The organism is Pseudarthrobacter sp. BRE9 (assembly GCF_031844305.1).
In the GTDB taxonomy this organism is placed as follows: Bacteria; Actinomycetota; Actinomycetes; order Actinomycetales; family Micrococcaceae; genus Arthrobacter.
In genome coordinates, this window is record NZ_JAUZUY010000001.1 from 307,504 (window position 1) to 333,785 (window position 26,282).

Annotated in this window: 17 protein-coding genes and 2 tRNA genes; 8 read left to right on the forward strand and 11 right to left on the reverse strand. The window is 66.3% G+C overall.

The features are described 5' to 3' along the window. Window positions 1–86 precede the first annotated feature (86 nt). A complete protein-coding gene (locus Q9R31_RS01370; protein WP_311260977.1) occupies window positions 87–875 on the forward strand; it encodes a PspA/IM30 family protein in 789 nt (262 codons plus the stop codon). 90 nt (window positions 876–965) lie between these two features. Beyond that, entirely contained in the window at window positions 966–2,387 is a 1,422-nt protein-coding gene (locus Q9R31_RS01375) for a deoxyribodipyrimidine photo-lyase (protein ID WP_311260978.1), read from the forward strand. A gap of 15 nt (window positions 2,388–2,402) precedes the next feature. Here the strand turns inward: Q9R31_RS01375 and Q9R31_RS01380 are convergent, their stop codons facing one another. From Q9R31_RS01380 to Q9R31_RS01400, 5 genes are all read right to left on the reverse strand, one after another. Then, the gene (locus Q9R31_RS01380) at window positions 2,403–3,335 is read right to left on the reverse strand and encodes a cytochrome b/b6 domain-containing protein (RefSeq protein WP_311260979.1); all 933 of its coding nucleotides are present in this window, start codon (window positions 3,333–3,335) and stop codon (window positions 2,403–2,405) included. Between the two features lie 140 nt (window positions 3,336–3,475). After that, window positions 3,476–3,549: transfer RNA gene (locus Q9R31_RS01385), tRNA-Met, on the reverse strand. A gap of 167 nt (window positions 3,550–3,716) precedes the next feature. Next, window positions 3,717–3,790, reverse strand: a tRNA-Met gene (locus Q9R31_RS01390). 122 nt (window positions 3,791–3,912) lie between these two features. Next, window positions 3,913–6,891, reverse strand: coding sequence for a UPF0182 family protein (locus Q9R31_RS01395; protein ID WP_311261616.1), 2,979 nt, complete (start codon window positions 6,889–6,891; stop codon window positions 3,913–3,915). Between the two features lie 161 nt (window positions 6,892–7,052). After that, window positions 7,053–8,267, reverse strand: coding sequence for a S16 family serine protease (locus Q9R31_RS01400; protein ID WP_311260980.1), 1,215 nt, complete (start codon window positions 8,265–8,267; stop codon window positions 7,053–7,055). Between the two features lie 136 nt (window positions 8,268–8,403). On the opposite strand from Q9R31_RS01400, the gene Q9R31_RS01405 reads away from it, so the two are divergent. Next, the gene (locus Q9R31_RS01405; protein WP_311260981.1) at window positions 8,404–9,846 is read left to right on the forward strand and encodes a zinc-dependent metalloprotease; all 1,443 of its coding nucleotides are present in this window, start codon (window positions 8,404–8,406) and stop codon (window positions 9,844–9,846) included. 122 nt (window positions 9,847–9,968) lie between these two features. Here the strand turns inward: Q9R31_RS01405 and Q9R31_RS01410 are convergent, their stop codons facing one another. The 3 genes from Q9R31_RS01410 to nudC are packed head-to-tail and all read right to left on the reverse strand — an operon-like array spanning window position 9,969 to window position 13,859. Beyond that, window positions 9,969–10,649, reverse strand: coding sequence for a YgjP-like metallopeptidase domain-containing protein (locus tag Q9R31_RS01410; protein WP_311260982.1), 681 nt, complete (start codon window positions 10,647–10,649; stop codon window positions 9,969–9,971). Beyond that, window positions 10,646–12,781: an ATP-dependent DNA helicase UvrD2 gene (locus Q9R31_RS01415; protein ID WP_311260983.1), complete on the reverse strand. Its 2,136-nt coding sequence runs from the start codon at window positions 12,779–12,781 to the stop codon at window positions 10,646–10,648. Before Q9R31_RS01415 ends, Q9R31_RS01410 begins: the two co-directional genes overlap by 4 nt. 55 nt (window positions 12,782–12,836) lie before the next feature. Next, a complete protein-coding gene (nudC, locus tag Q9R31_RS01420; protein WP_311260984.1) occupies window positions 12,837–13,859 on the reverse strand; it encodes an NAD(+) diphosphatase in 1,023 nt (340 codons plus the stop codon). 143 nt (window positions 13,860–14,002) lie between these two features. Between nudC and Q9R31_RS01425 the strand changes: the two genes are divergently transcribed. Further along, window positions 14,003–15,364: a macrolide 2'-phosphotransferase gene (locus Q9R31_RS01425; RefSeq protein WP_311260985.1), complete on the forward strand. Its 1,362-nt coding sequence runs from the start codon at window positions 14,003–14,005 to the stop codon at window positions 15,362–15,364. A gap of 65 nt (window positions 15,365–15,429) precedes the next feature. On the opposite strand, the gene Q9R31_RS01430 is transcribed toward Q9R31_RS01425, so the two are convergent. The 3 genes from Q9R31_RS01430 to Q9R31_RS01440 form a co-directional block, all read right to left on the reverse strand. Next, window positions 15,430–18,906: a UvrD-helicase domain-containing protein gene (locus Q9R31_RS01430; RefSeq protein ID WP_311260986.1), complete on the reverse strand. Its 3,477-nt coding sequence runs from the start codon at window positions 18,904–18,906 to the stop codon at window positions 15,430–15,432. After that, entirely contained in the window at window positions 18,903–22,154 is a 3,252-nt protein-coding gene (locus Q9R31_RS01435; protein ID WP_311261617.1) for an ATP-dependent DNA helicase, read from the reverse strand. Before Q9R31_RS01435 ends, Q9R31_RS01430 begins: the two co-directional genes overlap by 4 nt. 122 nt (window positions 22,155–22,276) lie before the next feature. Next, window positions 22,277–22,693 (reverse strand): MGMT family protein, encoded by a 417-nt coding sequence (locus Q9R31_RS01440; protein ID WP_311260987.1) that lies wholly within the window; start codon window positions 22,691–22,693, stop codon window positions 22,277–22,279. Between the two features lie 63 nt (window positions 22,694–22,756). Between Q9R31_RS01440 and Q9R31_RS01445 the strand changes: the two genes are divergently transcribed. From Q9R31_RS01445 to Q9R31_RS01460, 4 genes are all read left to right on the forward strand, one after another. After that, window positions 22,757–23,467: a 3'-5' exonuclease gene (locus Q9R31_RS01445; RefSeq protein ID WP_311260988.1), complete on the forward strand. Its 711-nt coding sequence runs from the start codon at window positions 22,757–22,759 to the stop codon at window positions 23,465–23,467. A 349-nt stretch (window positions 23,468–23,816) separates the two neighbouring features. Then, the gene (locus Q9R31_RS01450) at window positions 23,817–24,770 is read left to right on the forward strand and encodes an ABC transporter substrate-binding protein (RefSeq protein ID WP_311260989.1); all 954 of its coding nucleotides are present in this window, start codon (window positions 23,817–23,819) and stop codon (window positions 24,768–24,770) included. 12 nt (window positions 24,771–24,782) lie between these two features. Continuing rightward, a complete protein-coding gene (locus Q9R31_RS01455) occupies window positions 24,783–25,547 on the forward strand; it encodes an amino acid ABC transporter permease (protein WP_056334717.1) in 765 nt (254 codons plus the stop codon). Next, window positions 25,544–26,281: an amino acid ABC transporter ATP-binding protein gene (locus Q9R31_RS01460; protein WP_311260990.1), complete on the forward strand. Its 738-nt coding sequence runs from the start codon at window positions 25,544–25,546 to the stop codon at window positions 26,279–26,281. Before Q9R31_RS01455 ends, Q9R31_RS01460 begins: the two co-directional genes overlap by 4 nt. The last annotated feature ends 1 nt before the right edge of the window (window position 26,282 follow it).

Here is a 26,282-nt window from a genome sequence, read left to right on the forward strand (position 1 = left end):
AGAGACTCCGGCGGGCGGACAGAAGCAGTACACCACTGTGCACCGGTTCCAGTGGTTAACCCAGAGCAGGACGAAAGGCAAACACCATGGTTAAGCAGTCCATTTTCGGCCGGATCGCGCAGCTGGCAAAGGCGAACATCAACTCTTTGCTGGACAACGCCGAGGATCCGCAGAAGATGCTGGACCAGATGGTCCGCGACTACACCAACAACATCGCCGAAGCAGAGTCCGCGGTGGCCCAGACCATCGGCAACCTCCGCATGCTGGAAGACGACTACAACGAAGACGTCAAGAACGCGCGCGACTGGGGAAACAAGGCACTGGCCGCCTCCCGCAAGGCGGACGAGTACCGCGCCAGCGGCAACGTGTCCGACGCCGAGAAGTTCGACAACCTGGCCAAGGTGGCCCTGCAGCGCCAGATGTCAGCCGAGAACGAAGCCAAGGGTGCCGAGCCGGCCATCGCGTCCCAGCGCGAAGTGGTGGACAAGCTCAAGACCGGCCTGGACCAGATGAAGGGCAAGCTGAACCAGCTGACCAGCAAGCGCAATGAACTGGTGGCCCGTTCCAAGACCGCCGCAGCACAGTCCCAGGTGCACGATGCCATCAAGAGCATCGACATCATGGACCCCACCAGCGAAGTGGGCCGTTTTGAAGAGAAGATCCGCCGCGAAGAAGCCCGGGTCCGCGGCCAGCAGGAACTCACCGAGTCCAGCCTGGACGCCCAGTTCAACCAGCTGGAGGATCTGGGCGAGCAGACCGAGATCGAGGCGCGGCTGGCAGCTTTGAAGTCCGGCGGTGCCAAGCCTGCCCTCGGTGCCGCCAGTGCCGCGCCGTCCGAGTCCACCGTTGAGGAAGCCGACTTCGACAAACTCTGAATCCAGCCGACGCCCCACAGGCAAAGCAAGGCGATGGCCGGGACCGTGGTCCCGGCCATCGCCACGTCCCCAGTGTGTAGCGTGGTTGCCATGACCTCACTTGAAGACACCGCCCTGGTCTGGCTCCGCGACGATCTTCGCCTGGACGACAACCCGGCCCTGGACGCCGCCGCTGCGCTGGGCCTGCCGTTGACGGTGGTGTACGTCCTGGATGAAGAATCTGCAGGCATCAGGCCGCTGGGCGGCGCAACCCGATGGTGGCTGCACCACTCGCTGGCATCATTAGCCTCCGTCCTTGAGGCCCGCGGCTCGCGCCTGCTCCTTCGCCGTGGGCCTGCCGGGCAGGTTATTAAGGATGTGGCGGCGCAGACCGGAGCTCGGCACCTCTTCTGGAACCGGCGCTACGGTCAACCCGAGCGGACCATCGACGCCGCAATTAAGGAGTGGGCCGGGGAGAAGGGCCTGGAGGCATCAAGCTTCCAGGCAAACCTCCTGTTCGAGCCCTGGACGGTCAAGACCGGCTCCGGCGGGCCCTACAAGGTGTTCACGCCTTTCTGGCGGGCATGCCTTGCCGGCCAGGAGGTCCGGGACCCCCTGGAGCCCCCCGCCCGGATCCCGGGACCCCCATCGGGCCGCCTCCAGGCCGGCGACGACCTCGACAGCTGGCGGTTGCTCCCCTCCTCTCCTGACTGGAGCGGCGGTCTCGCCGCCACCTGGACTCCCGGCGAGGAAGGCGCGCACCACCGGCTGGAGGAATTCCTGGACGGGCCGGCCGGGGAGTACGGAACCGGCCGGAACCTGCCCGGCGTCGAGGGGACCAGCCGCCTGTCCCCCCACCTGCGCTTCGGCGAAGTCAGTCCCTTCCGGGTGTGGCGCGAGATCCGCCGCCACTATCCCCAAAAGGTGCCTGCCGACGTCGGGATCTTCCGCTCCGAGCTTGGCTGGCGGGAATTCTGTTGGCAGCTGCTGTATAACAACCCGGATCTGGCCACCCGGAACTACCGCCCTGAGTTCGACCGGTTTGCCTGGCAGCCACCGGGCAGAAGCGAGCTCTCAGCCTGGCAGCAGGGCCGCACGGGCTACCCGCTGGTGGATGCCGGGATGCGGCAGCTGTGGCAGACCGGTTGGATGCACAACCGGGTGCGGATGGCCGCGGCCTCGTTCCTGGTCAAGAATCTCCTGGCCGACTGGCGGATCGGAGAACAGTGGTTCTGGGACACCCTCGTGGACGCTGACGCCGCAAGCAACCCGGCCAACTGGCAGTGGGTGGCAGGGTCGGGCGCGGACGCCTCACCGTACTACCGGATTTTCAATCCCGTCACCCAGAGCAGGAAGTTCGACGCCGGCGGCCGGTATCTCCGCGAATTCGTTCCGGAGCTTGCCAATTTGGACAACAAATCCATCCATGAGCCTTGGAAGACGGGGGTTCCGGACTATCCGGAACCGCTCATTGAGCTGCCGGAGTCCCGGGAACGGGCGCTGGCGGCCTACCAGCAGCTCAAGGACGGGTGAGCCGGACGCTGATGCCTAGCGGCTGACCTTGCCCATGAGGGACGCGATGGGCCGCAGGAAGATCGGGCGGGCCAGGAACCATGCGGCGACCATGACGGCCACGGAGGCGAGGAATACCCAGAAGCCGAACCAGCCATCGTCGTCCCGGACCCCGTACATGTGGTTCAGGTTCCGCAGCGCGCCGGTGGTGAGCACCAGGAAGACGTGGACCACAATGAAGGCCACGAAGTAGATCATCACCGGGAAGTGGACGGCGCGCGCCCATTCGATCGGGTAGGCCTTGTTGAGGCCCGCAGCCTTCTTGGGCCAGGCGGAGGACATCCGCAGGCCCGTGATGAACGCCAGCGGCGCCGCGATGAAGACGGTCACGAAGTAGGCCAGGAGCTGCAGCGCGTTGTAATTGATCCAGCCGTCTTCCGTGGGCCAGTCCAGCGAGGCGTACTGCAGCGCCGCCGACAGTGCGTTCGGGAACACATCCCAGCTGGTGGGGACAATGCGCATCCACTGCCCGGTGGCGACCAGCAGCACGGCGAAGACGAGCCCGTTCAGGATCCAAAGGGCATCCAGCGTCAGGTGGAACCACAGTTCAAGACTGATCTTGGTGGGCGGGTTCTTGGTTTTGATCAGGCCCTTGTTGTTCCGGGTCCAGTGCCCGCTGGGCCGTGTGGTGGTGCGTACCTGCCACCCCGTGCGGATGATCAGGAGCAGGAAGAAGGCGTTGAGGAAGTGCTGCCACGCAAGCCACGCGGGGAATCCCACTGGGGCGTTGTCCGGCAGCTCGGACTGGCCCGGGTAGTCGGTGAGAAAGGACGCTACGGCGGGCAGTCCCACGAGCAGCCTGGCCACCAGTACCACCAGGACCAGCGCCGCGAGGACAGCAGGGACCACCCAGTAAAGCCGGGACCGCTTACCCGTCGCGGCGCCGGGCTTCTTCGTGGGTGTGGCCATGGAACTACTTACCTCTCAGGAATGACTTGGGGCGGCCCGCAGATCGCGGGACCCTTCCGAAAGAGAATACTAGGAACTGTGCGCATCCAAGGAAAAGAAAGGCCCCGACCGGCGTAACTGCCGGTCAGGGCCTTCATAAGTTGCGGGGACAGGATTTGAACCTGTGACCTCTGGGTTATGAGCCCAGCGAGCTACCGAACTGCTCCACCCCGCGTCGCTTGATCAACACTACCCTACTTTCGGGGCCGCCCTGACCACGCTCCACCGGGACCCTTTGGGATTCGACGGCGGGTCCCGGCAAAGTGGGCGCCCCGCCCGGCAAGGCTTTCGGGGAAAGCAAAAGGCCCGGACATTGTTTCCAATGTCCGGGCCTTTCCTCAGTTGCGGGGACAGGATTTGAACCTGTGACCTCTGGGTTATGAGCCCAGCGAGCTACCGAACTGCTCCACCCCGCGTCGCAAGAACTACTTTACCGGGAGCTTAACCGCAGGCCAAATCGAAGCGGCGTGACGTCCGTTACGCCGGCCCGGCACCCGGTCCCCGTGGGGGGCTCGGATGCCGGGCCGCCGCCGTCGTGCTAGCGGCCCGCCGACGCGGACGGCGTTGCCGAGGGTGAGCTGGAAGCAGCGGGGGCCGGGCTGGCCTCCGGAGCGGTCACCGGGATCTTGGCCTCGGCGTCCATCGCCTTCTTCAGCGCGGCCGCGATCTTCTTCTGCGCCTCGCCGTAGGCAGCGAAGTCGCCGGCCGCGAGTGCTGCCTGGCCGGACTGGATGGCCGCGTTCGCCTCATCCAGGGCCGCCTTCAGCTGGGCCTTGGCGTCTGCTTCCGCCGGTGTAGCAGGAGCTGCCGGACCGGCCGGCGTCTGCCCGTTGTTGGCCGAGTCACCCGCGGCTGCACCCGAGTCACCGCCAAAGAGCTGCTTGAGGGCTGCGTCGAGCGTCGGTGCGAAGCCCACCTTGTCGCCGAAGGCCACCAGAACGCGCTGCAGGGTGGGGTACGACGTCTCACCCGTGGACTTGAGGTAGACCGGCTGGACGTACAGGATCCCGCCGCCGACGGGCAGGGTGAGCAGGTTGCCGTTCAGCACGTCCGACGCACCTTGCCGCAGCAGGTTAAGTGCCTGGGAAACCGTGGGGTCGGAGTTGAACTTGTTCTGCGCCTGGCCCGGACCGGGCACCTGCGTTTCCGGCGGGATCTGCAGCAGCCGCAGCTTGCCGTAGCCTTCCGCCTTCACGCCGGCCTGGTTCCCGGCGTCCGAGTCAGCGGCGAGGAAGCCGTACAGGACGTTGCGGGCGTTTCCGTTGACGATCTGCGGGATGAAGGAGGACGTCAGCTGGAAAGCGGGCTTCTCCTGGTCCGGCATCTGCAGCGACATGTAGAACGGCGGCTGCTTGACGTCCGTGTCCACCGTGGGATCGGCGGGGACGCTCCACGCGTCGTTGTTCTTGTAGAAGCTGGTGGGATCCGTCACGTGGTACTGGCCCAGCAGCTCACGCTGGACCTTGAACAGGTCCTCCGGATAGCGGACGTGGCCCATTACAGCCCCGGACATCTCCGTGTATGGCTTCAGGGACGACGGAAAGACCTTCTGCCAGGCCTTGAGGACCGGGTCCGTGTCATCCCAGGCGTAGAGGGTGACGGAGCCGTCGTAGGCGTCAACCGTGGCCTTGACCGAGTTGCGGATGTAGTTCACCGTGCTGTTGGGCAGGGCGACGGCGCGGCCGGAGCTGGTCTGCGAATCAGTCGTGGCATCCGACAGCTGCTTCTGCTGCGAGTACGGGTAGTACTGGCTGGTGGTGTAGCCGTCAACGATCCACTTGACCCGGCCGTCCACCACGGCCGGGTAGGCGCCGCCGTCAACCGTCAGGTAGGGCGCCACCTTCTGGACCCGCTCGCGGGGACTGCGGTCGTACAGGATCTGCGACTCCGGATTCACGCCGTCCGACAGCAGCAGGTCCGAGGACTGGAACTTGATGGCGTAGAGGATCTTGTTAAAGAACGAGCCAACGTTGGGCCCGGCGTTGCCCTTGAACGTGTACTGGGTTTCGCCCTCCCCCTCCTTGCCGGAGGGGCGGTCCTGCTCACGGGGCGCGGCGCCGTCGGGGGCACCCACGATGGAGTATTCGGGTGAGGTCTCGCCGAAGTAGATCCGCGGTTCGTAGGTTGTGTCGTTCCCCAGCACGCCTGTCGACGGAATGCCGGACTGCAGGAATTCGGGCTTGCCGTCCACGGTGAACTTGTTGCCCTTGGCCGCCACAACCCCGTAACCGTGGGTGTACACCACGTGCTGGTTCAGCCAGCCCTGCTGGTTAGTTGCAACGTTGGTGGGGTTCAGCTCCCGGACGGCGATCACAGTGTCCTGGATTTTGCCGTCCACCTCGTAGCGGTCCACGTTGAGGGCCTTGGGGAACTGGTAGTACGGGCGGTACTGTTCCAGCTGCGCAAAGGCGTCCGAGATCAGGTTCGGGTCCAGGAGCCGGATGTTGGCCGTGGTCTGGGCGTCGGGCGCCAGTGCGCCGGTATTGGCCGTATTGGTGGCGTCATACCGGGTTTCCTGGATGCCGTCCAGGCCGTAGGCCTTGCGGGTGTTCTCGATGTTGCGCTGGATGTATTTGCTTTCCAGTGTCTGCTCGGAGGGGCGGACCTGGAACTGCTGGATCACCCAGGGGTAGACTCCCCCGGCCAGGATGGAGGTGATGATCAGCATGGCCGTGCCGATCACCGGGAGGCGCCAGCGGCCGATCACGGCAGCCACGATGAACAGGATGGCCACCAGGACGGCAGCGACCGCGAGGATGGCCTTGGTGGGGATGACGGCGTTGACATCGGTGTAGAGCGCGCCGGCCCAGCGGCCCCCGTTGCTCTGGACCGAGGAGTAGCGGTCAAGCCAGAAGTTGACGCCCAGGAGCACCAGGAAGGCGGCGCCGGTCACGGCGATATGGATTTGCGCGGCGCGGCTGGTGAACACGCCGCGCTCCATCAGCCGGATGCTGCCGTACAGGTAGTGCGTGAGAAGGCCGGCGATGCCCGCAATCACCACCACGCTGATCAGGAACCCGGTCACAAACCCGAGGAACGGCAGGGTCATCAGGTAGAAGCTGATGTCCATGTTGAACTGCGGATCAGTCTGGCCGAAGCCGACCTGGTTGAAGAACAGCAGGACTTTCTGCCACTGGCTCGCGGCGGCGCTGCCCGCAAACAGGCCGAAGAGGACCGGCAGGCCCACCATGACAATCCGCCGGACGGGCTCCAGCTGGGCTTGGTACCGGTTGAGGTTGTCCCGGATTTCCGAGTCCGGCGCGTAGACGGGCCTGGCGTTGTAGGCGATGCGGATCGAGAAGAAGACGGCCGCGAACATGATGGCGAAGCCGGCCACGAAGATGGCGATCTTGGCCAGGTTCTCGGTGACGAAGACCTCGATGAAGCCCAGTTGCCGGTACCACAGGACGTCGGTCCAGACGTTGGCGAAGAATATGAAGCCCACTACCACCAGGGCGACAACGATCAGGGTGGGCGTCAGCACGCCTCGCCGTGAAGGGGGCCTGCCTGTGGACATGGTGCTGGCGGGACGGGACAAACTGGGTACCTCATAGCTGGTCGTCAGATATTCGAAGCGTGCGAGCGACGTACGGTACCGGTCAAACGGCTGGTTTCGTCCGTCAACTGTGCCACGAGTGGCGGTAAAGCTTAGTTCCTGTGAGTCTAGTTGCGCCCAGTCTATTTGCTGGTGCAGGCCGGGAGTGCGGATGTGTCCTGTCCGCTGCCGGCCAGTTCAACTGCATGCCGGGCGTCCGAGAGATTCTCCACGCGGACCACCTGGAGACCGTCGGGAACATGGCCCGCCACTTCATCGCAGTTGCCCGCGGGCGCCAGGAAAAGGGTGGCACCGGACGAGCGGGCACCCCGCATTTTTTGCCCGATGCCGCCGATGGGTCCCACCGAGCCGTCCGGCGAGATGGTGCCGGTGCCCGCGACGTGTTTGCCGCCGGTGAGGTCACCCGGCGTGACCGTGTCGATGATGCCCAGCGAGAACATGAGCCCGGCGCTGGGGCCGCCCACCTTGTCCAGGGAGATCTGCACCTGGAAGGGGAAACTGAACTGGTACTTCAACATGATGCCCAGGATGAAACGGCCCTGGCCATTGTCCTTGGGGGTGACCTCGACGGTGACGGGCCGCCCATCGCGTTCCACCGTCACCGATACGGGAGCACCCCTGCCCGCAGCCAGCTCATCCTGGATCACGCTGAGTGCACGGATGTCCTTGCCGTTGATGGACTTGAGGATGTCCCCTTGCTGGATCTTGCCCGCGGAAGCGGAATCCCTGGACAGGTCCGCGGCCTGGAGCTGCTGGCCGAAGGGAATCCGCAGTTCGTTCAGGGCGGAGGCCACGGCGTTCTCCTGGGACGTGGCCATGGCCACGGCGCTTTGTTCCTGGGCCTCTTCCCTGGTGGTGCCGGTGGGGTAGATCAGCTCAACCGGGTACACGGCTTTGGACCTGTCCAGCCATGCGGAGAATGCACTGAGGACGCTGACGGAGCCGGTGGGGCCGCCGTCAACATACACGGTGGTCAGGTCCAGGCTCCCGGCAGCCGGATACGTTTCATGGCCGCTGACATTGATGACCGGATGCCCCTGGCTCTCCCCCAGCGTGTTGTAGGTGGGGCCCGGAGATTCGATGACATACGGCACCGGAAGCGTGCCCACGGCAATTCCCAGCCCCAACGCCGCCAGCCCGGCAACCATCATGGTGGAAAGCCGCCTCCCCGGGCCGCCGTCGTCGGACGCGCCGGCGCCGCTGCCCGCAACCGCTGTGCCGCCGCTGTCCCCCGAGCCTTCCGGCGGGCTGCCGGCACCAAAGGGACCGGGATTGGACAAGGGGGGAAGATCGGGAACGTGGTCCTCGGAGGGATGGCCGCCACGGGTTGTAGTCACCCCACCAACACTACGCGGTAGCGGTGCGCCGGGGCGCTTTGCCTAGAGCGAACGACGGCGGCGGGCGGCAGACAGCCGACCCCCGCCGGGGTACCGTGAAGGTTGATCAACAGTCACACCATCGATCGGCGGGACCATGACCTCCAACCCACTCAATCCGTCCAACGGCGACGACACCCCCAAGGATCCGTTGACCGAAATGCTGCAGAACCTGATGGGCGGCAAGGGGATGGAGAACTTCGACCCCGCCGAGCTCGCCAAGGCTGCCGGCCTGCCGGATGACCCCAATCTGCTGGCCCAGATGTTTTCCCAGGTACAGGCGATGATGAGCGCGCCGTCCGAGGGTCCCGTCAACTGGACCCTGGCCCACGACAACGCCCGGCGGGTGGCCGCCGGCAGTTCGGACCCGTCCGTCACCGCCCAGCAGTCCAGGGAGGTGGACGAAGCCCTCCGCCTCGCTGAGCTGTGGCTGGACCCGGTCACGGACCTGCCGGGCACCGGCCTGATCGGCAAGGCCTGGTCGCGTGCCGAATGGGTGGAGGCCACCCTGGGCACCTGGAAGCGGCTGACCGAACCGGTGGCCAACAGCATCGCCAATGCGCTCTCGTCCGCGATGACGGAGCAGATGCCCGAGGAAATGAAGTCCATGATGGGCGGCGCCTCCTCCATGCTGCAGAACATGGGCGGTGCCATTTTCGGCATGCAGTTGGGTCAGGCCATCGGTGCCCTCTCCCAGGACGTGGTGAGCTCCACTGACATCGGTGTCCCGCTCGCCGACCTTGAGATGGCGCTTCTGCCAGTAAATGTTGCTGCGTTCGGCGAGGGCCTCTCCCTGCCCGAGAACGATATCCGGCTCTTCCTTGCGGTGCGGGAAGCCGCGCACGCCCGGCTGTTCGTGCAGGTTCCCTGGCTGCGCGGACACCTGCTGGGCGCCATTGAGGCGTACGCCCGAGGCATCCACATCGACACCTCGCGCATTGAGGAACTCGCCCGCGACCTCGACCCCAGCAACCCGGAAGGCATCCAGGAGGCACTGTCCCAAGGCGTGTTCATGCCGCAGCGGACACCCGCCCAGGAACAGGCGCTGGAAAAGCTGGAGACCGCGCTGGCCCTCGTGGAGGGCTGGGTGGATGAGCTTACGGCGGCCGCTACGGAGAAGGTGCTGCCGTCCGCCGGCGCACTGCGCGAAACAGTACGGCGCCGCCGGGCAACAGGAGGTCCCGCCGAGCACGCGTTCGCTTCCCTGGTGGGACTCGAGCTGCGACCGCGCAGGCTGCGTGACGCGGCCACGTTGTGGGCCACGCTGAAGGAAGAACGCGGTATCGAGGGCCGTGACGCCATCTGGCACCACCCCGACCTCTTGCCCACGGCCGAAGACCTGGATGATCCGAAGGGCTTCAGCTCCCGCCGCAAGCTCGCCGAAGCAAGCGACAGTGAGGTGGATGACGCACTGCAGAAGCTGTTGAACGGGGGCTTCGACGACACCTCCGGCGATGAGGGCGCTGCAGGGGAGACGGGCAGCAAGGCGGACGACGCCGGACCGGGCGACGACGGCGAAACGGACCAGCCCCGGGGCTGACACTTTTCCGGCGGGCCAGGGCTTCCTGGCCCGCCAGTTTGCTGTTCGAGGGCGTGCTTTTCGGCTGGCGGCGTGCTTCAGCTGGCGGTGTGCTTGGGCTGACTCAGTGTCCCGCGCCGGGCCTAGTCGGCATCTGCGGGCCAGAGGCCCGGCGCGCGCCCGCTGTCCTGTGCGTAGGTGCCGGCGTTCCCGGGGTCCAATGCATGGGTGCCGCCTGCAATGTCTTTGTCCATTCCCCGGGACGTGGCAAACGAAACACCCTCCAGGAACGCCTTGGCCCGCTGGGTTTCGGGGTAGGACTCCAGCAGCTTCCAGAACGCGGCGTTGTGTGAGGCCACCAGGAGGTGGGCCAGCTCGTGGAGCAGGACGTAGTCGATGACCCATTGCGGCATGGGCCGCAGCTTGTCAGACAGACGGATGGTGCCCTCGGCCGGCGTGGCCGAACCCCACCGGGAATTCTGGTTGCTGACCCAACGGACTGAGGTGGGCACTGACCGGCCCCCGAGATACTGGGCGGACAACTGGGCCGCGTGGGCTGCCAGGGCCTCGTCGGTGGCAGGACGCCGCCGCCCGGCCGCATGCCGCTCCCCCTGCTTGTGCAGTTTGGCCAGCATTTTGTGAACCCACTCGCGCTCCTGCGCGGCAGTGAAGCGGGCGGGAATCGCGACCACCGCCGTTCCGTCTTCCCAGAAGGCCGCTACGGTGCGGGTGCGCCGGGCGGACCGCCGCACCTCCACCGGGGAACCATTGGACGTGGTCAGCGCGGCGGTCTGACGGGCTCCGCCGATGGGTGCGCGCTTCACAGGACGGAGCTTTCGACAAGGACCCGGAGGACGTCCTCCCCGTACTTTTCCAGCTTGGACGGGCCAACGCCGGCAAGGCCGGCAAGCTCCTCCAGCGATGCCGGCCGGGCTTCCGCTATGGCAGTGAGGGTGGCATCGGTGAAGACGACGAATGCCGGGACATCCGCGGACTGCGCCACCTCGCGGCGCCAGTTGCGGAGGGCGTCAAAGGTCTGCTCCTCATAACTGGGGGGACACGCGTTGCAGCGGCCCACCTTTCGTTCGGCCCCTGTGGCAAGCATGCTGCCGCAGACCCGGCAGACCGCGGGAGCGGCAGCCTTGCGGCGCGGAGGGGCGCCCTTCCCCCGGGTACTTGAGCTGGCCACCGAGTCCGGCCGCAGGCCGTCGAGGAACCGGGACGGCTTCCGGTTGGCCCGGCCTCCGGGAGTCCTCGCGGTGCTCCACGAGAGCGAAAGGTGTTCGCGGGCGCGGGTGATGCCCACGTACAGGAGACGGCGCTCCTCATCCACAGATTCGGGTGAGTCGGCAAAGGAAATAGGCATCAGGCCTTCGCTGAGCCCCACCAGGAAGACGGCGTCCCATTCCAGGCCCTTGGCCGCGTGGAGCGAGGCAAGCGTAACGCCTTGGACGGTGGGCGCGTGCTGGGCGAGGGAACGCTCCTGGAGTTCATTGACGAAATCCGCCAGGCCAAACTGGGGACCGCGGGCCTGCACGAGTTCATCGGCGAGGGCCACCAATGCAGCGAGGGACTCCCAGCGCTCGCGCAGCGCACCTCCACTGTGTGGCGCCGAGTCGGTGTAGCCGAGGGAGGAAACGATGTCCCGGACCAGTTGCCCCAGCGGTTCCGGCGCATCCGTTTCAGAGACCGCCCGGGTGGCAGCACGCAGCTGCAGGATCGCGTCCCGGACCTCCTTGCGGGCGAAGAAGCGTTCGCCGCCGCGCAGCTGGTAACCGATGCCTGCCGCTGCCAGCGCCTGCTCGTAGGCCTCGGACTGTCCGTTGGTACGGAAAAGGATGGCCACCTCGCTGGCCGGAGTGCCGGCGTCGAGCAAGGCCTTGATCTTCTGCGCCACTGTCGCGGCTTCGGCTTCATCGTCCGTGCACTCGGTGAACTGCGGCACGGGCCCGGCGGGGCGCTGCGCCACGAGCTGCAGGGGCGACGCCCAGGCGGCGTCGGCGCTGGGCCCCCCGCTGCGGCGGGCGGCCAGCAGGTCATTGGCCAGTTTCACCACCTGCGGCGTGGAGCGGTAGTCCCTGATGAGCTTGACCACATTGGCCTGGGGGTAACGGGTCTTGAAATCCAGGAGGTGCCGTGGCGATGCGCCGGTAAACGAATAGATGGTCTGGCTCGCGTCACCCACCACGCAGAGTTCGTCACGCCCGCCCAGCCAAAGCTCCAGGAGCCGCTGCTGCAGCGGGGAGACGTCCTGGTATTCATCGACCACGAAGTGCCGGTACTGCTCCCGAACCGTGGCGGCGACCTTCTCGTCCTCCTGAAGGATGCCCACCGTGATCAGCAGGACGTCCTCAAAGTCAATCACGTTGCGGTCGGTCTTGACATCCTCATAGGACTGGAAGACGCGGGCGACCGTGGTGAGATCGAACCCGCCGGGCGCGCCCCTCCCCTGGGCGTTCTCCAGATAGTTTGCCGGTGTCAGCATGGACACCTTGGCCCATTCGATTTCCGAGGCAAGGTCGCGGATCGAGGCCCGGTCCGTGCTGAGCCTGAGCCGCCGGGCCGCCTCTGCCAGCATCTGGGCCTTGTGGTCCAGCAGGTTGGGCAGTGTTCCGCCCACCGCCTGGGGCCAGAAGAACTGCAGCTGGCGAAGGGCAGCGGCGTGGAAGGTGCGGGCCTGCACATTGCCGGCGCCGAGGTCCCGAAGGCGGCTGCGCATCTCTGCCGCGGCCCTGGCAGTAAACGTTACGGCCAGCAGGCGCTGGGGGGTGTAGACCCCCGAGTGCACGCCGTAGGCGATGCGGTGGGTGATGGCGCGGGTCTTCCCAGTACCCGCGCCGGCCAGCACGCACAACGGTCCGTTCAGGGTGCTGGCCACCTCACGCTGTTCGGCGTCCAGCCCCCCAAGGATCCTGTCCTCCAGCGATGCTGCTCCGTCAAAATTCTCTGTAGTCACTTCTGCTGCTTTATTTCTCGACTACCGCGTGCTGGAGTCTGGTGGATGGAATAACTTAGGCGCCGGCCCGGTCCTGGATCCGGCCGCCGTACCAGTGCTCAATAAGCGAGCGGGCAATGGAGAGCCTGCTGGAGATGGTGATCTCCCCGCTGAGCACCGCTTCCTGGAGTTCCTCCCGGGTGAACCAGCGGGCCCTGGTGACCTCCACGCCGTCGGGCGTTGCCTGGGCGTCCTCGGTAACGGCGGTAAATCCAAGCATAAGGGAGGCGGGGAACGGCCACGACTGGGAGCCGAGGTACTGGCAGGCTGCGACCCGCACCCCGACCTCCTCCTGGATTTCGCGCACCACGGCCTCTTCGAGTGACTCGCCAGGCTCCACAAACCCGGCAAGCGTGGAGTAGTTCCGGGCATCCACGGGGCCCCCTCCCCCCAGCAGCAGCCGGCCGTCCGGGCCGACCACCGTGACAATGATGGCGGGGTCGGTCCGGGGGTAGTGTTCGGAATTGTCAGCCGGGCACCGCCGCACCCAACCGCCGGCTTCCACCTCGGTGGGCGTGCCGCAGCGGGGGCAATGCGTGTGGGCAGCGTGCCAGTTGGCGATGGCGCTGGCTTCAACGAACAAGGCTGTGGAGGTAGCGGTCAAACCTGCGGCGACCTCCCGGAATCCAGCCCAGGTCGCGTCTGCGGGGATACCGGCGGTGCCGGGTTCCGGCTGTTCATGCAGGACGAAGAGCAGCAGCTCGGTCCCGGCCGGGAGGTCAGAGGCAGGCAGGGCCGCTCCCAGGTACACCACGAGGTCCGGAGTCAATCCAGCTTCCTTCAACTCTGCCAGGAGTTCCGTGGCCCCGGTCAGCACCAGGTTGCTGCCCTGCACCAGGCCCTGCCGCCGCGACAGGACCGCGGCCCGGGTATCCGGGCCGGACAGAAGGGCTTCGATCATGCCGGGCCTGATGCGTGCTGCCGATCCGCGGTCCACCAGGGCCGGCCTTACCGGGAGCAGGGTCTCCACCAGATGGTTGGCCGGCAGCCGTTCCGGCGCAGCCTGGTGGACGGGTAATACGGACTCCGCGTGGCTCATGCTTCCACCGTACTGACTGCTGCCGACATTTCACATTTTGGAGAGGTTCCGCCTGCTGCTGGAAGCCCCCTGATTTGCACCTATCTGAAGACTCGCCGCGGCCGGACCGCTGTCTGGGACGGCGCGCAATCTACCGTGGAACGGTGAGAAGAAAACCGATTGAACTGGCGGCAATTGCAACCGCGGCAGTCCCCGGACTGACACCGACGGCCGTTAGCTCCGCGCCGGATGACCCTGCGGACTTCGATTCGGCCCTGCTCCTCGATTCCGAAGGCAAGCGCTGGCGGGTCCGGTCGCCGCGGCACGCGGAAGCCAGCGCGCGGCTGGAAACGGAGTTCCTGGTGCTGCGGGCTTTCGCTCCCGCCGTCCGCGCGGAACTGCCGTTCCTGATGCCTACTGTGGCCGGCAGCGTCCGGCTGGGGACGCTGACCACCTTCGTTTACTCGCACCTGGCCGGCACCACACGCAGCGTGGAGGAACTGACATCGGGGCCGGCCGGACTGGCCCGCGAGATCGGTTCCGCCCTGGCCGCGGTCCACGACCTGCCCCGGTCCTTGGTCAGCAACGCCGACCTGCCCAGCTACACCCCCAATGAGTTCCGCCAGCGGAGGCTGAACGAACTGGACCAGGCAGCCACAACGGGCAAGATTCCGGCCGCACTGCTGCGCCGCTGGGAACACGCCATGGAGGACGTGTCGCTGTGGCGGTTCAACCCCTGTGTGGTCCACGGCGATCTGCACGAGGACAATTTGCTGGTGGACGCGGGAAGGGTGACGGCAGTTACCGGCTGGACGGACCTGCGCATTGGGGATCCTGCCGATGACTTCGCCTGGCTGGTGGCTTCCAATGAGCAGGACTTCATCGACGCCGTACTGAAGGCCTACACTTCCAGCCGCCGTGACGTCCCCGACCAGCACCTGCTGCGGCGGGCCGCTCTGTCCGCTGAGTTCGCCCTGGCCCAGTACCTGGTCAAGGGCCTCGCAGCCGGGGACCAGGACATGGTCAGCGAAGCGGAGGACATGCTGGAGAGCCTGGCCAGCGACATCGCCGAGTATGGCGGCCAGCCGATCAGCGTCGAGCCTCTTCCGGCCACGGGCGGCCCGAATGGGCCAGGAGCATCCGTTCCTGCCTCCGCCGCGGGTTCCGGAACCGCCTCCGATTCCGGTACGGCCACCGCTTCCGGGGGCGGCAGTTCCGCTGTCACTCCTGCCGTTACGGTCGTCCCGGTCCCTGCCCAACCCGCTGCACCGGCGGAACTCGTCGTACCTGCCCCACTCGCTGCTCCAGCCCAGCCGGCAGGGCAGGCACAACCAACGGCGCCGGTTGTACCGGCGGCACCCGCGCAACCGGCAGTATCGGTGCGGCCGGCCGTGCACATCACCCCTATTCCGGTGGAGGTGCCGCCGGCAGGGGCTGACTCCGCTGAAGTCACGGGCGCCGAAACCAAGGGTCCGGACGATACATCCACGGCCGCCATCTCGGTGGTCAACGCCAAACAGGGCTGAGCATGGACAGGCATGGCCCTGTGGCTGCGCCTGTCAAGGACGGCCAAGCTTAACGACCACAGTGCTCAAGGACGACTCAGTGCAGCGGCAACGATTCCTTCCAGCTCGGCCGCCGTCCCCAGGTCGTGCGGCCGCACCACGGCATTGTCGGCAACGTAGAAGAACGCGGCGCGCACATCCTCCAGCGGAACATCCTTGAGGCGGGCCCACGCCAGCCGGTACACCGCCAGCTGGATCGAACGGGTCTTCAGCTGCTCCGCGGATGGCCGGCGCCCGGTTTTCCAGTCCACAAGGTCCCAGCGGCCGTCCGCGTCACGGAATACGGCGTCCACCCGGCCGCGGACCACAACCTCCCCCACCCTGGTTTCCACCGGAACCTCGACGAAAGCCGGGGACCTCTCCGCCCAGGGCGAAGCCTTGAAGGTGGCCACCATCTCGTCCAGGTCGTAGGCCGCATCAATATGGTCGTCCGAACCCGGCGCTTCGCCGAGGTCCAGCATTCCGGCCTTCCCGAAGTACTCCTCCACCCAGGCGTGGAAAGCGGTGCCTTTCCGGGCCGACATGCCCGGTTCGCGCGGCACCGGCCGGCGCAATCGGCCCAGCACCGCCTCGGGGTCGTCCCCGAGGTCAACCAGGGTGGAAGCAGAAATGTGGGTGGGCAGGTGCACATCCTGTCCACTGGACCTTCTTGCCCTGCGCTCCAGCAGCAGGGCGGCTTCCCGTGCCCAGCCTGCCGCTGCTCCCGTGAGCGCATGCTCCTGAGCTGGCCCCTCCGGCACCAACGATCCCCCGCCTGCGCTTAGGATCCCGCGCACCCGTTGTGCCGCCGCTTCCATCGCTGACCTGCGCCCCGGGGCCAGGCGGAGCCGCTCGCCGCTGCGCGGGTCCACCGGTCCTTCAAGGGGGTCGTAGGGCCAGGTTGCTTCTTCGGTTTCCAGCGTCAGCGGACTCTGCTGCGGCAGCGTGCCTTCCTCCAGGGACAGTGGGTGGACCACGGCACCCGGACGCCGCGCGGCGTCGGCCGGTTGAGTCAACACTTCCAGCTCCGCAAGGAAGGGCGACATCTCCGCCCGGCCGGCTCGTGAACCCACCCAGGCCGCGCTGGATACCCACAGGACATGCTTGGCCCTGGTGTAGGCCACGTAGGCCAGCCGCCTCTCTTCCGACTCCCCGTGGACCTGGACGGCGCCCTTGTAGTCCTTCTCGGCATCCAGCCACCCTTTCTGGTCCGGCTGGTCAAGGTCCCATTGCGGAAGGTCGGCCCGGTCCCCGCGCAGGGGCCAGGGCAGCGCGGCAGCACCACTGCTCCAGCGGGAGTCCCGGTCGCTGGGGAAAGCTCCCGCATTCATTCCAGGGACAAACACGACATCCCACTCCAGGCCCTTGGAAGCATGGACTGTCAACAGCTGAACCGCTTCCCGGTTCACATCACTGGCAGGCGCTTCCAACCCGTTTTCTTCCGCGGCGGCAGCCTCCAGCCAAGCGAGAAAAGCGAGGATATCCACTCTCTGGGAGGTACGGAGGAATCCGGCCGCCGCATCCTGGAAGGCATCGAGGTTGCGGCGGGCCTGGTGGATGCTGATTCCCGGGCGCGCTGCTACCTCGATGTCCAGCAGCATGGCCCTCTCCACTTCACCCAGGAGCGTGGTGAGGTCATCGCCAAGGTAGCCGCGCAACTGCCGCAGCTCTGTGGACAACCTGGCCAGCCTGTGGCGCGCCTCCCAGGTGAGAGTGCGTCCGTTCGCCGACGTCCATCCGTCACGCGGCAGGAAGTCCAGGGCCTCCACCAGGCTGGCGCCGTCGGTCAGGTCGCTCTCCAGGATGGGGGCATCTGCTTCATCGCTGTCGCTGTCTTGGCTGTCGGCGTCGAACCCCTGCGGCGCCCTCCCCCGGCTCCGTGCCAGCTGGGTGGACCAGTCGCGCAAAGCCATGAGGTCGGCAGGACCAATCCGCCACCGGGCACCAGAGAGCAGCCGCATGAGGGCATCAGACCGGCCGGGGTCGGCAAGGACGCGAAGGGTGGCCACCAGGTCAACGATCTCCGGGGTGTCCAGGAGCCCCCCAAGACCCACAATTTCGTAAGGGATCCCCCGGGCCTCAAACTGCCGTCGGACGGTTTCCATTTGGGCGCGCCTGCGGCACAACACGGCGAGGGCCGGTGGCTCGGCCGTGCCGTCAGCTTTCAGCTCAAAGTCAGTCACGCGGTATCTCAGGACGTCGTCAGCCAGGGCTGCTGCTTCCTCGGCGTCGCTGGCGAAACGGCCCAGCACCACCGTCCCGTCCACGGCGTGGGGGCTTGGCTGCAGCGGAGGCACCTCAGGAGCAGCTGCCCTGTCCCCGGCAGGTCCGTTGTGGGTCGCTGCCCGGCCGAGGGACTGCGACATGACGTTCGCTGCTGCCAGGATTGACCGGCCATTCCGCCAGGCTGTTGTCAGGTAGGAGGTGGGGGCGGGCGCCCAGCCTGCGTCTTCGTGCGACGTGCCGGTCCGGACGGGGAATTCGCGGACGAAGTGGAACAACTGGCCCGCCGAAGCGCCACGGAAACCGTAGATTGACTGGTTGGGGTCTCCGACGGCTGTCACCGCATGGCCGCCACCGAAGAGACGGGAAAAAAGCACCAGCTGCGCATACGAGGTGTCCTGGAACTCGTCAAGCAGAACCACTTTGTACCGCTGGCGCTCCATTTGGGCTGCCAGGGGGACCTCCTGAGCCACCTTGGCGGCGAGCGCCACCAGGTCGCCGAAATCCAGTGCGCCGCGGGCCCGTTTGGCTGCGGCGTACCGGCCCACCATGTCAGCGACGCTCGCCCTGGTCCGCAGCATTCCGCCGAGGTCCAGGGCCGCCTTGGACGGGTTCCTCTTCTTGCCGGCAAGGTACGGCAGTGACTCATACTCCGAAAGGCGCGCCATGAGCCAGGCTTCGACGTCCTCGGGCTCCTGAAGGTGTTCCGCGCACTCTCCCGCCAATTGGATGACGGCTTTCACCAGCGTGGACTTGGCGGCCCGAAAGTGTGCGTATTCGCCGTCGTAGGCCTCAACCACCTCACTGGCCAGCTGCCACGCCTGGGCGCCGCCGAGCAGAACCACGTCCCGCTCCACGCCAAGCCGCAGTCCGTAGTCGGAGACGATGCCGCTGGCGAACGAATGGTAGGTGGACACTTTGGGCTCCAGGGTGTCGCTGCTGCCCAGGCCCTCCGGAAAGACGCCCTTCCCGGCATCCTGGCCGGCAAGGCGCTGCAGTGCCAGGAGCTTTGACCGGATCCGGCTGGCAAGTTCGCCGGCTGCCTTCCGGGTGAAGGTCACGCCCAGGATCTCTTCAGGGGTGACCCAGCCGTTGGCCACAAGCCAGACCACCCGGTCAGCCATGGTGGCGGTTTTTCCCGATCCGGCTCCGGCGATGACCAGCCTCGGTGCCAGCGGCGAGGAGATGATGGCTGATTGCTCAGGCGTGGGGGTATTTTTTTCGCCGAGCAGGGCCGAGAGTTCTTCGGGGCTGAAGCGCACCTCCGGGGCGGCTTCCGCGGCAGCCAGTGCCCCGCTCATTCGGTCACCTGCCTTCCGCGCGCACACAACGGGCACACCTCGGGGAGCCGGCAGCCGTGGCCGCCATGGCTGCCCTTGGCGGGGTCATGCCGTGCAATGAATTCCTTGCCTGCCATCACGGCGGCCGCCTCCTTCACCATGACCAATGCCCAGTTCTCCTGTTGGTCGAGTGGCTCCTGCTGCTGAACGGCAGGATTGATGGCCCCGGTTCCCAGCTGCGCCAGGACGGCCCCGCCGGACCGGCCGGAGTCCCCGTCCGCGGCAGCGTCAAAACCACCGGCGAGCACTGCCGCCTGGTATGCGCCAAGCTGCGGGTGGCGGGAGAGCTCATCCTTGCCTGGCTGCCGCTTCCCGGTCTTGAGGTCCACCACCACCAGCCGGCCCTCGCCGTCGATCTCCAGGCGGTCCACTTGGCCCCGGAGCACCGCTTCCCGCGGCGGAGCCTCGTCCACCGTTACCTGGCCCAGGGCCACTTCGAAGTCCTGCTCCAGGCCAACGAGGCTGCGGCCTTCACTCCTCATCACGAGCACGTACTGGGCCAGTTTCCGCACCATGGCCTCGGCGCGCTGGAAGTCCAGCCTTCCCTCCCAGTTGTCCTTCATGCCCAGCGCAGGCCAGCGCCGCACCAGTTCAGCAACATACTCCGATCCGGACGCGTCCGGCATGTCCTGGGCGATCGCGTGCACCAGGGTGCCGAGGCTTCGGGCGAAGTCGGTGGCTGGTTCCCCGCCTGCTGCCTGGACGAACCAGTCCAACGGCGACTTTTGGACAGTCTCCACCTTTGAGGGGGACACGGACACCGTTCCCCCCGGCGGGACCACCGCCTCGGAGGAGGTCAGCGGGGCAAGTCCCCACCAGCTGCCCGGGTCCGCCCCGGCCACGGCAGGCTCTTGCGCAGCCAGGTGCGCCAGAACCCTGGCGGCTTCCTCTGCCTGCACTGTCCCGTCCAGCTGGGCATGCTGCCGGAGCTCGGCGACCAGGGCACGCAGGGTCATGGGCCGCGCCACCTGGGTGAACGCCCGCCCCTCCTCCCCCGGGCCCAAGGGCGCAACGAAGTCCAGGAACGACGACGGCTGGTAGTCCTCCGACGAGACCGCGGTACAGACGAGCAGTTCGCGTGCCCTGGACACCGCCGTGGAGAAACTCCGGAGTTCGTCGTAGCGGATGTCCCGCAGCCGGCTCAAGGGGTCACGCTGCAAGGCATATTCCGGGCCATGTTCCACCGCGTCCGCATACAGCGTGCTGCCCAGCAGTTCACCGCGGAGCCTGGTGTTGGGCCACACTCCCTCCTGCAGCCCGGCCACAATCACGACGGGCCATTCCCGCCCGGCCGCGCTGGCCGGCGTCATCAGCTCCACGGCATCATCCACCTGGGCACGGGCGGCGAGGGTGTCCATGGGAAGCTCCTGGTTCAGGAGGTATTCCAGGAACTGTTCGGGGCCGGCGCCGGGCATCTGGTCCACGTAGCGTTCCGCGGTGTGGAAGAGCGCCATCATCGCGTCAAGGTCCCGGTCAGCCCGGGCTCCATGGGGCCCGCCCGACAATGCGGTGGTTGTCCATGCCGATGAGAGCCCCGTGGAGTTCCAGAGCGCCCACAGGACCGACTCGGCATTGGCACCGGGAAGGTGGGCGGCCTCCCGCCCCGCCTGGATCATCCGGGCTGTGCGGCGGGCGGCGCGGCCCTCGATGCCAAGCGCACCCAGCGCGCCGGGCTCCAACAGCGCCTCGACGAGCAGCGCGTCGCTGGCGCGGCCCCCGCCGCCCAGGAGTTCCTCGCGCCGCAGCGATTGCCGGAGCCTGCGCAGTTCCACTGGTGTGGCGCCTCCGATGCGGGACGTAAGAAGCGACACGGCAGCTTCGGGTGTCAGCAACTGCGGATCCAGGGCGATGGCGAAAGCATCCAGCAGCGGCCTTACAGCGACCTCGTCCCGTACTGCGGATTCGGCCACAGGCACCCGCACCGGAATTCCCTGTCCGGACAGGTAGCGCTGCAGCTCGCTGACCTGGCCGCCGTTGCGCACGATGACCGCGATGTCCCCGAGGTCACGGTTGTGGTTGATGTGCTGGTCCAGGATCCGCTGTGCCACGTAGCGCAGCTCGTGCACGGGAGTGGGGACCAGATGAGCCTCAACTTTGCCGGGAACGGCAGGTCCGGGGTGCCCGGCGCTTTCATACTGCCCCTGACGCACCGGCGGTTCAAGGCGCCGCGCCAGCTGCCCGCCGGCCCGCTGGGAAATGCGGCCAGCGACGTTCAACCACGCCTCAGCCAAGGCCGGAGCCAGGCCATGGGCGTGCCACAGCGGCCGTTCCAGGACAGGAGTTTGAGTTGACAGCAGCCGGGGCAGCTCAGCCACCAGGTCCGGGCGGGCTCCCCGGAAACCCTGGACTACCGTGTCCGGGGACGATGCCACGTAGCAGTCCTTGCCGGCGGCGATATCTGCCAGCAGCTCAAAGATGGCGGGGTTTGCTTCCTGGACATCGTCCACCAGGACCACCTGCAGCCGGGCGCGTTCTGCGGCGAGGAATTCCGGTGCATCCTGGAAGATCTGCCGTGCGGCCGTGATGATCCCGGCGGGATCGAAGGCTTCGGGCATCCGCAGGTCAAGGACGTCCCGGTATTCGGCGTACAGGGCTGCTGCGGCTTTCCAGTCCGGCCGGTTGCACTCCACCGCCAGCTGCGCAAGGTCGTCGGCCGTACGGCCCGATTCGATGATGCGGTCAAAGAGTTGCCGCACTTCCTGGCGGAAGCCGCGGGTTTCCAACGCCCCGTCAAGATCGGCCGGCCAGGGCAGTTCCAGACCGGGAAGCCTGTGTCCTTCGAGGAGTTCCCTGATGATCAGGTCCTGCTCGGGGCCGGACAGCAGGCGCGGCGGCCTGGACAGCGGGATGATGCCCTCCGCCTTGGCGCGGCGGATCAGGTCGAATGCATATGAGGCCCACGTCCTGGCGGGGGTGGTGCTGAGGCTCCTGTCCAGCCGGGCGGTGAAACGGTCGCGCAGGAAGTCGGCGGCAAGGCGGGTGGGCGCGAGGATCAGCATGCGCTCGGGGTCGACGCCGTCACGGAAGACCCGCTGGACAGCGGCCTCGACCAGGACAGTCGTCTTTCCCGTGCCCGGTGCACCCGGGACCAGCACGGGTCCGGAACCCTGGGCGACGTCAACCGCTGCCTGCTGGTCCGGTGTGAGCCGCGGCGCCTGGGCGTGAACCCGCCGTGGCGGCAGCAACCGAAGGGCAGGGGCAGCCTGCAGGTCACTGCTGCTGTCCGGGTTTCCCGCACCGGGGAAAGCCTGCTCCCGGCCTGTTTCAGGTTCGCCTGTCCCCGGCTCTTGACGGTGCGGGTCCCAGGGGCCGGTCAAAGGAATTGTTACGGTCACAAAATCATTCCATCATCAGCCACCGACAATCTATGGAGCCCGCGCTCCAGTTGCTCGGCAATAGCGTCGATACTGTCAAAATCACTGTCCGTTGGTGCCCAGCGGGCGGCATTCAGGTCCACCCGCCACCGTCCCTCCCCGGTCCGGAGATACGAACTGAAGGCGCCAACAAGCGGGGTGCCCTCTTCAAGGTAAAGGAGCAGGGCCTGGGCTTCATGGCCCTCGGGCGCGTGGCCGCTGGCCTTCAGGACGCGCCACCAGGGAACGCCGCCCCCATGGTGGCTCATGACGTACCCGACCTGGCGCGGGCCACCCGAACCCAGGAGCTCGGCAACATCCCCGTACGAGACTGCGGACCCTGGCGGCACCAACCTGACGACGGCCAGGACCGCTTCGACGTACTCATTCCGCATTGATCCAATGTAGCCGCAGTGGCGTTCCACGGAATTGTCGGTGGGTCCATTTAGCGTTGAAGCATGAGTTCCTGGAACACCCTCCCCCGTGCAGCCTTCGACCTTGAGACCACTGGCCGCAATTCGAGGGCGGCAAGAATCGTCACGGCATCGATCACGGTGGTCGACCACCAAGGCCAGGTCATCAAGGAGCACGAGTGGCTGGCTGATCCTGGCGTGGAAATCCCCACAGAGGCAAGTGACGTCCACGGCATCACCACAGAACAAGCAAGGCGTGATGGGCGCCCGGCCCACGAGGTCACCCGCGAAGTCGCCGCGGTACTCCAAGAGCTCTTCGATTCCGCCACACCGGTGATCGCTTTCAACGCGAGCTACGATTTCACGGTCCTCGCCGCCGAATCCGCCCGCTACGGGATTCCCCAGCTGACCCGCTTCCCGGTCCTGGACCCGTACGTCATGAACAAGCAGGTTGACCGGTACCGCAAGGGCAAGCGCACGCTCACCGCGTTGTGTGAGGAGTACGGCGTGGTCCTGGACAACGCACACACCTCCGCTGCGGATGCCCTGGCCACCCTTAGGGTCCTGGATGCAATGGCGGGCAAGTTCCCCAAGCTGGTGATGCCTGCCAGCCAGCTGCATCAACTGCAGGTGGATTGGGCGGTCAGCCAGGCAGCGGACTTCCAGGGATACCTCCGAAAGACAAAGCCTGCCGCCGTGATCGAGGGAGACTGGCCGGTACTGCCGCCCCAGGATGCCACGGCAGGTGGATTCTAGGTAGGCCCGCACTACTCCAGAACCAGTTGTCCTGCTCCCAATTGGGAGGCATGTCACAGTCACGGCGCTTAACAAAGCTGAGGCCTTGAGCCGCCTGATCGTTCACCGGAAGAGCGTATCCAGGACCGACATGAGCCTGCTGGTAGGCCGGTGGCAGAATTTTGTTTTGCAGACCAGCGGCCCAGCTCGCTTTCCTTCGGTTCGGTCCTGCTGTTCACGCTAGTGAGACAATAAAGTTTTGCGGTCACCCCTGCCCCGGACGGCTCGACCAGCACCGGGCAGGTGCCAGGCGCCACAGCGCTGCCTTGCGGCCCGGCCGACTTATGACTCATATGAAAGTGACAACCTGATGAAAATCAAAGCGATGAAGTGGCTCACTACCGCTCCCGTTGCACTTGCCCTCGCGGTTTCCCTGGCTGCCTGCGGCGGCGGGTCTTCCCAGCCCAGCGGCACCCCCACCGATGCCCTGAAGGGCAGTGACCAGCAGACGCTGGACAAGTACACCACCGCCGACGTCACCCCGGTGGACAAGATCGACAAGACCAAGCTCGGCCTCATCACCGAGGGCACCCTGCGCGTGGGAACCCTCTCGGACGCCCCGCCGAACATCTTCATCGACCCTTCCGGCAAGTTCACCGGCTATGACAATGAGCTGCTGCGCGCCATCGGCGACAAGCTCGGCCTCAAGGTGGAGTTCGCCTCCACCGACTTCTCGGCCCTGCTGTCCCAGGTGGCCAACAAGCAGTTCGATGTCGGATCCTCCTCGATCTCCACCACCGACGCCCGCCGCAAGACCGTCGGCTTCACCAACGGTTATGACTTCGGCTACATGGCGGTCGTGACCAAGAGCGGCTCCAAGGTCAACGGCTTCGCCGACCTCAAGGAAGGCGTCCGGATCGGCGTCGTCCAGGGCACCGTGCAGGACGACTACGTCACCAACACCCTCAAGCTGGAGCCCGTCCGCTTCCCGGACTACAACACCGTTTACGGCAACGTGAAGAACGGCCAGATTGACGCTTGGGTGGCACCTTCCCAGCAGGCAACCGGCCAGGTCAAGGAAGGCGACAACACCAAGATCGCCGAGAAGGTTGTGAACACGCAAAACTTCACCGCCTACGCAGTGAACAAGGACAACCAGCCCTTGATCGACGCGCTGAACTCCGGCCTGGACGCGGTCATCGCGGACGGTACTTGGGCCAAGCTGACGTCCGAGTGGTACAAGGACCGCCCCACCGCCGCTGAACAGACCCCCCAGGGCTGGAAGCCGGGCAGCAAGGCCGTCCAGATCCCGGCCGCCAAGTAACCAGGGCGTTCCATGGATATCCTCAAGCAACTCGCTGACACCTTCCTTGACTGGAAGGCGATGGGCGAAGTCATCCCCAAGATGTTCGCCGTCGGTTTGCCGAACACCCTCGTGCTGGCCATCATCTCGGGCATAATCGGGACAGCCCTTGGGATGCTCCTCGCCCTGATGGGGATCTCCCGGAACGCAGCAGCGCGCTGGATCGCACGGGTTTACACCGACATCCTGCGCGGTCTTCCCCCGGTCCTGACCATCCTGGTCATCGGATTCGGATTCGGGCCGATTGTCCGCGAATTCACCGGTTCCACGAGCCCCTACCCGATGGCTGTGGCAGCGCTTTCCCTGATGTCCGGCGCGTACATCGGTGAAATCTTCCGGTCCGGCATCCAAAGCGTCGATAAGGGACAACTCGAGGCTTCACGTGCCCTGGGGTTCGGCTACGGTGCCTCCATGAGGCTCGTAGTGGTACCCCAGGGTATCCGCCGGGTGCTTCCGGCCCTGGTCAACCAGTTCATTGCGCTGATCAAGGAGTCATCGCTGGTCTTCCTTCTGGGCCTGCTGGCAAGTGAGCGCGAGATCTTCCAGATCGGCAAGGATGCGGCGGCCACTACCGGCAACCTGTCGCCCTACGTGGCGGCAGCGGTCTTCTACCTGGCGCTTACCATCCCGCTGACCCACTTCGTGAACTGGATTGATGCCCGGCTGCGCACCGGACGGCCGGAAAAGAAAGAACCGGACGAGGCCGCAGCGGTCGTTGGAAAGGGAGCCCAGGCATGAGTGAATTCGCGTCGGGAACACTGAGCGCCAAGAACATCCACCTTTCCTTCGGCAGCAACCACGTGCTGCGGGGCATCGACCTGCACGTTCCGCAGGGCACCACGGCTTCCGTCATTGGACCGTCAGGATCGGGCAAGTCCACCCTGTTGCGCGTGATGAACCGGCTGATTGAGCCGGACCAGGGGGACATCCTGCTGGATGGCCGTTCGGTCCTGAAAGACAACCCGGACGAACTCCGGCGCCGGATCGGCATGGTGTTCCAGCAGTTCAACCTGTTCCCGCACAAGACGGTGGAGGAAAACGTTTCGCTGGCCCTGCGGAAGCTGCGCAAACTCTCCAAGGAGGAAGCGCGCAGCGAGGCGCTGGAGCAGCTGGACCTGGTGGGCCTGAGGCACAAAGCGGACTCCCGCCCGGCCAACCTTTCCGGCGGCCAGCAGCAGCGCGTGGCCATTGCACGTGCGCTGGCCATGAAGCCGGAGGTCATGTTCTTCGACGAGGCAACCTCCGCCCTGGACCCTGAGCTGGTCAAGGGCGTGCTGGCGCTGATGGCTGACCTGGCCAAGGGAGGCATGACCATGGTGGTGGTGACCCACGAGATGGGCTTCTCCCGCAACGTGTCGGACACGGTGACCTTCATGGACGCCGGCGTGGTGGTCGAATCCGGTCCGCCGGAACAGATCTTCACGGCACCTCGCACGGACCGGCTCCAAGGCTTCCTCTCGGACGTCCTCTAGG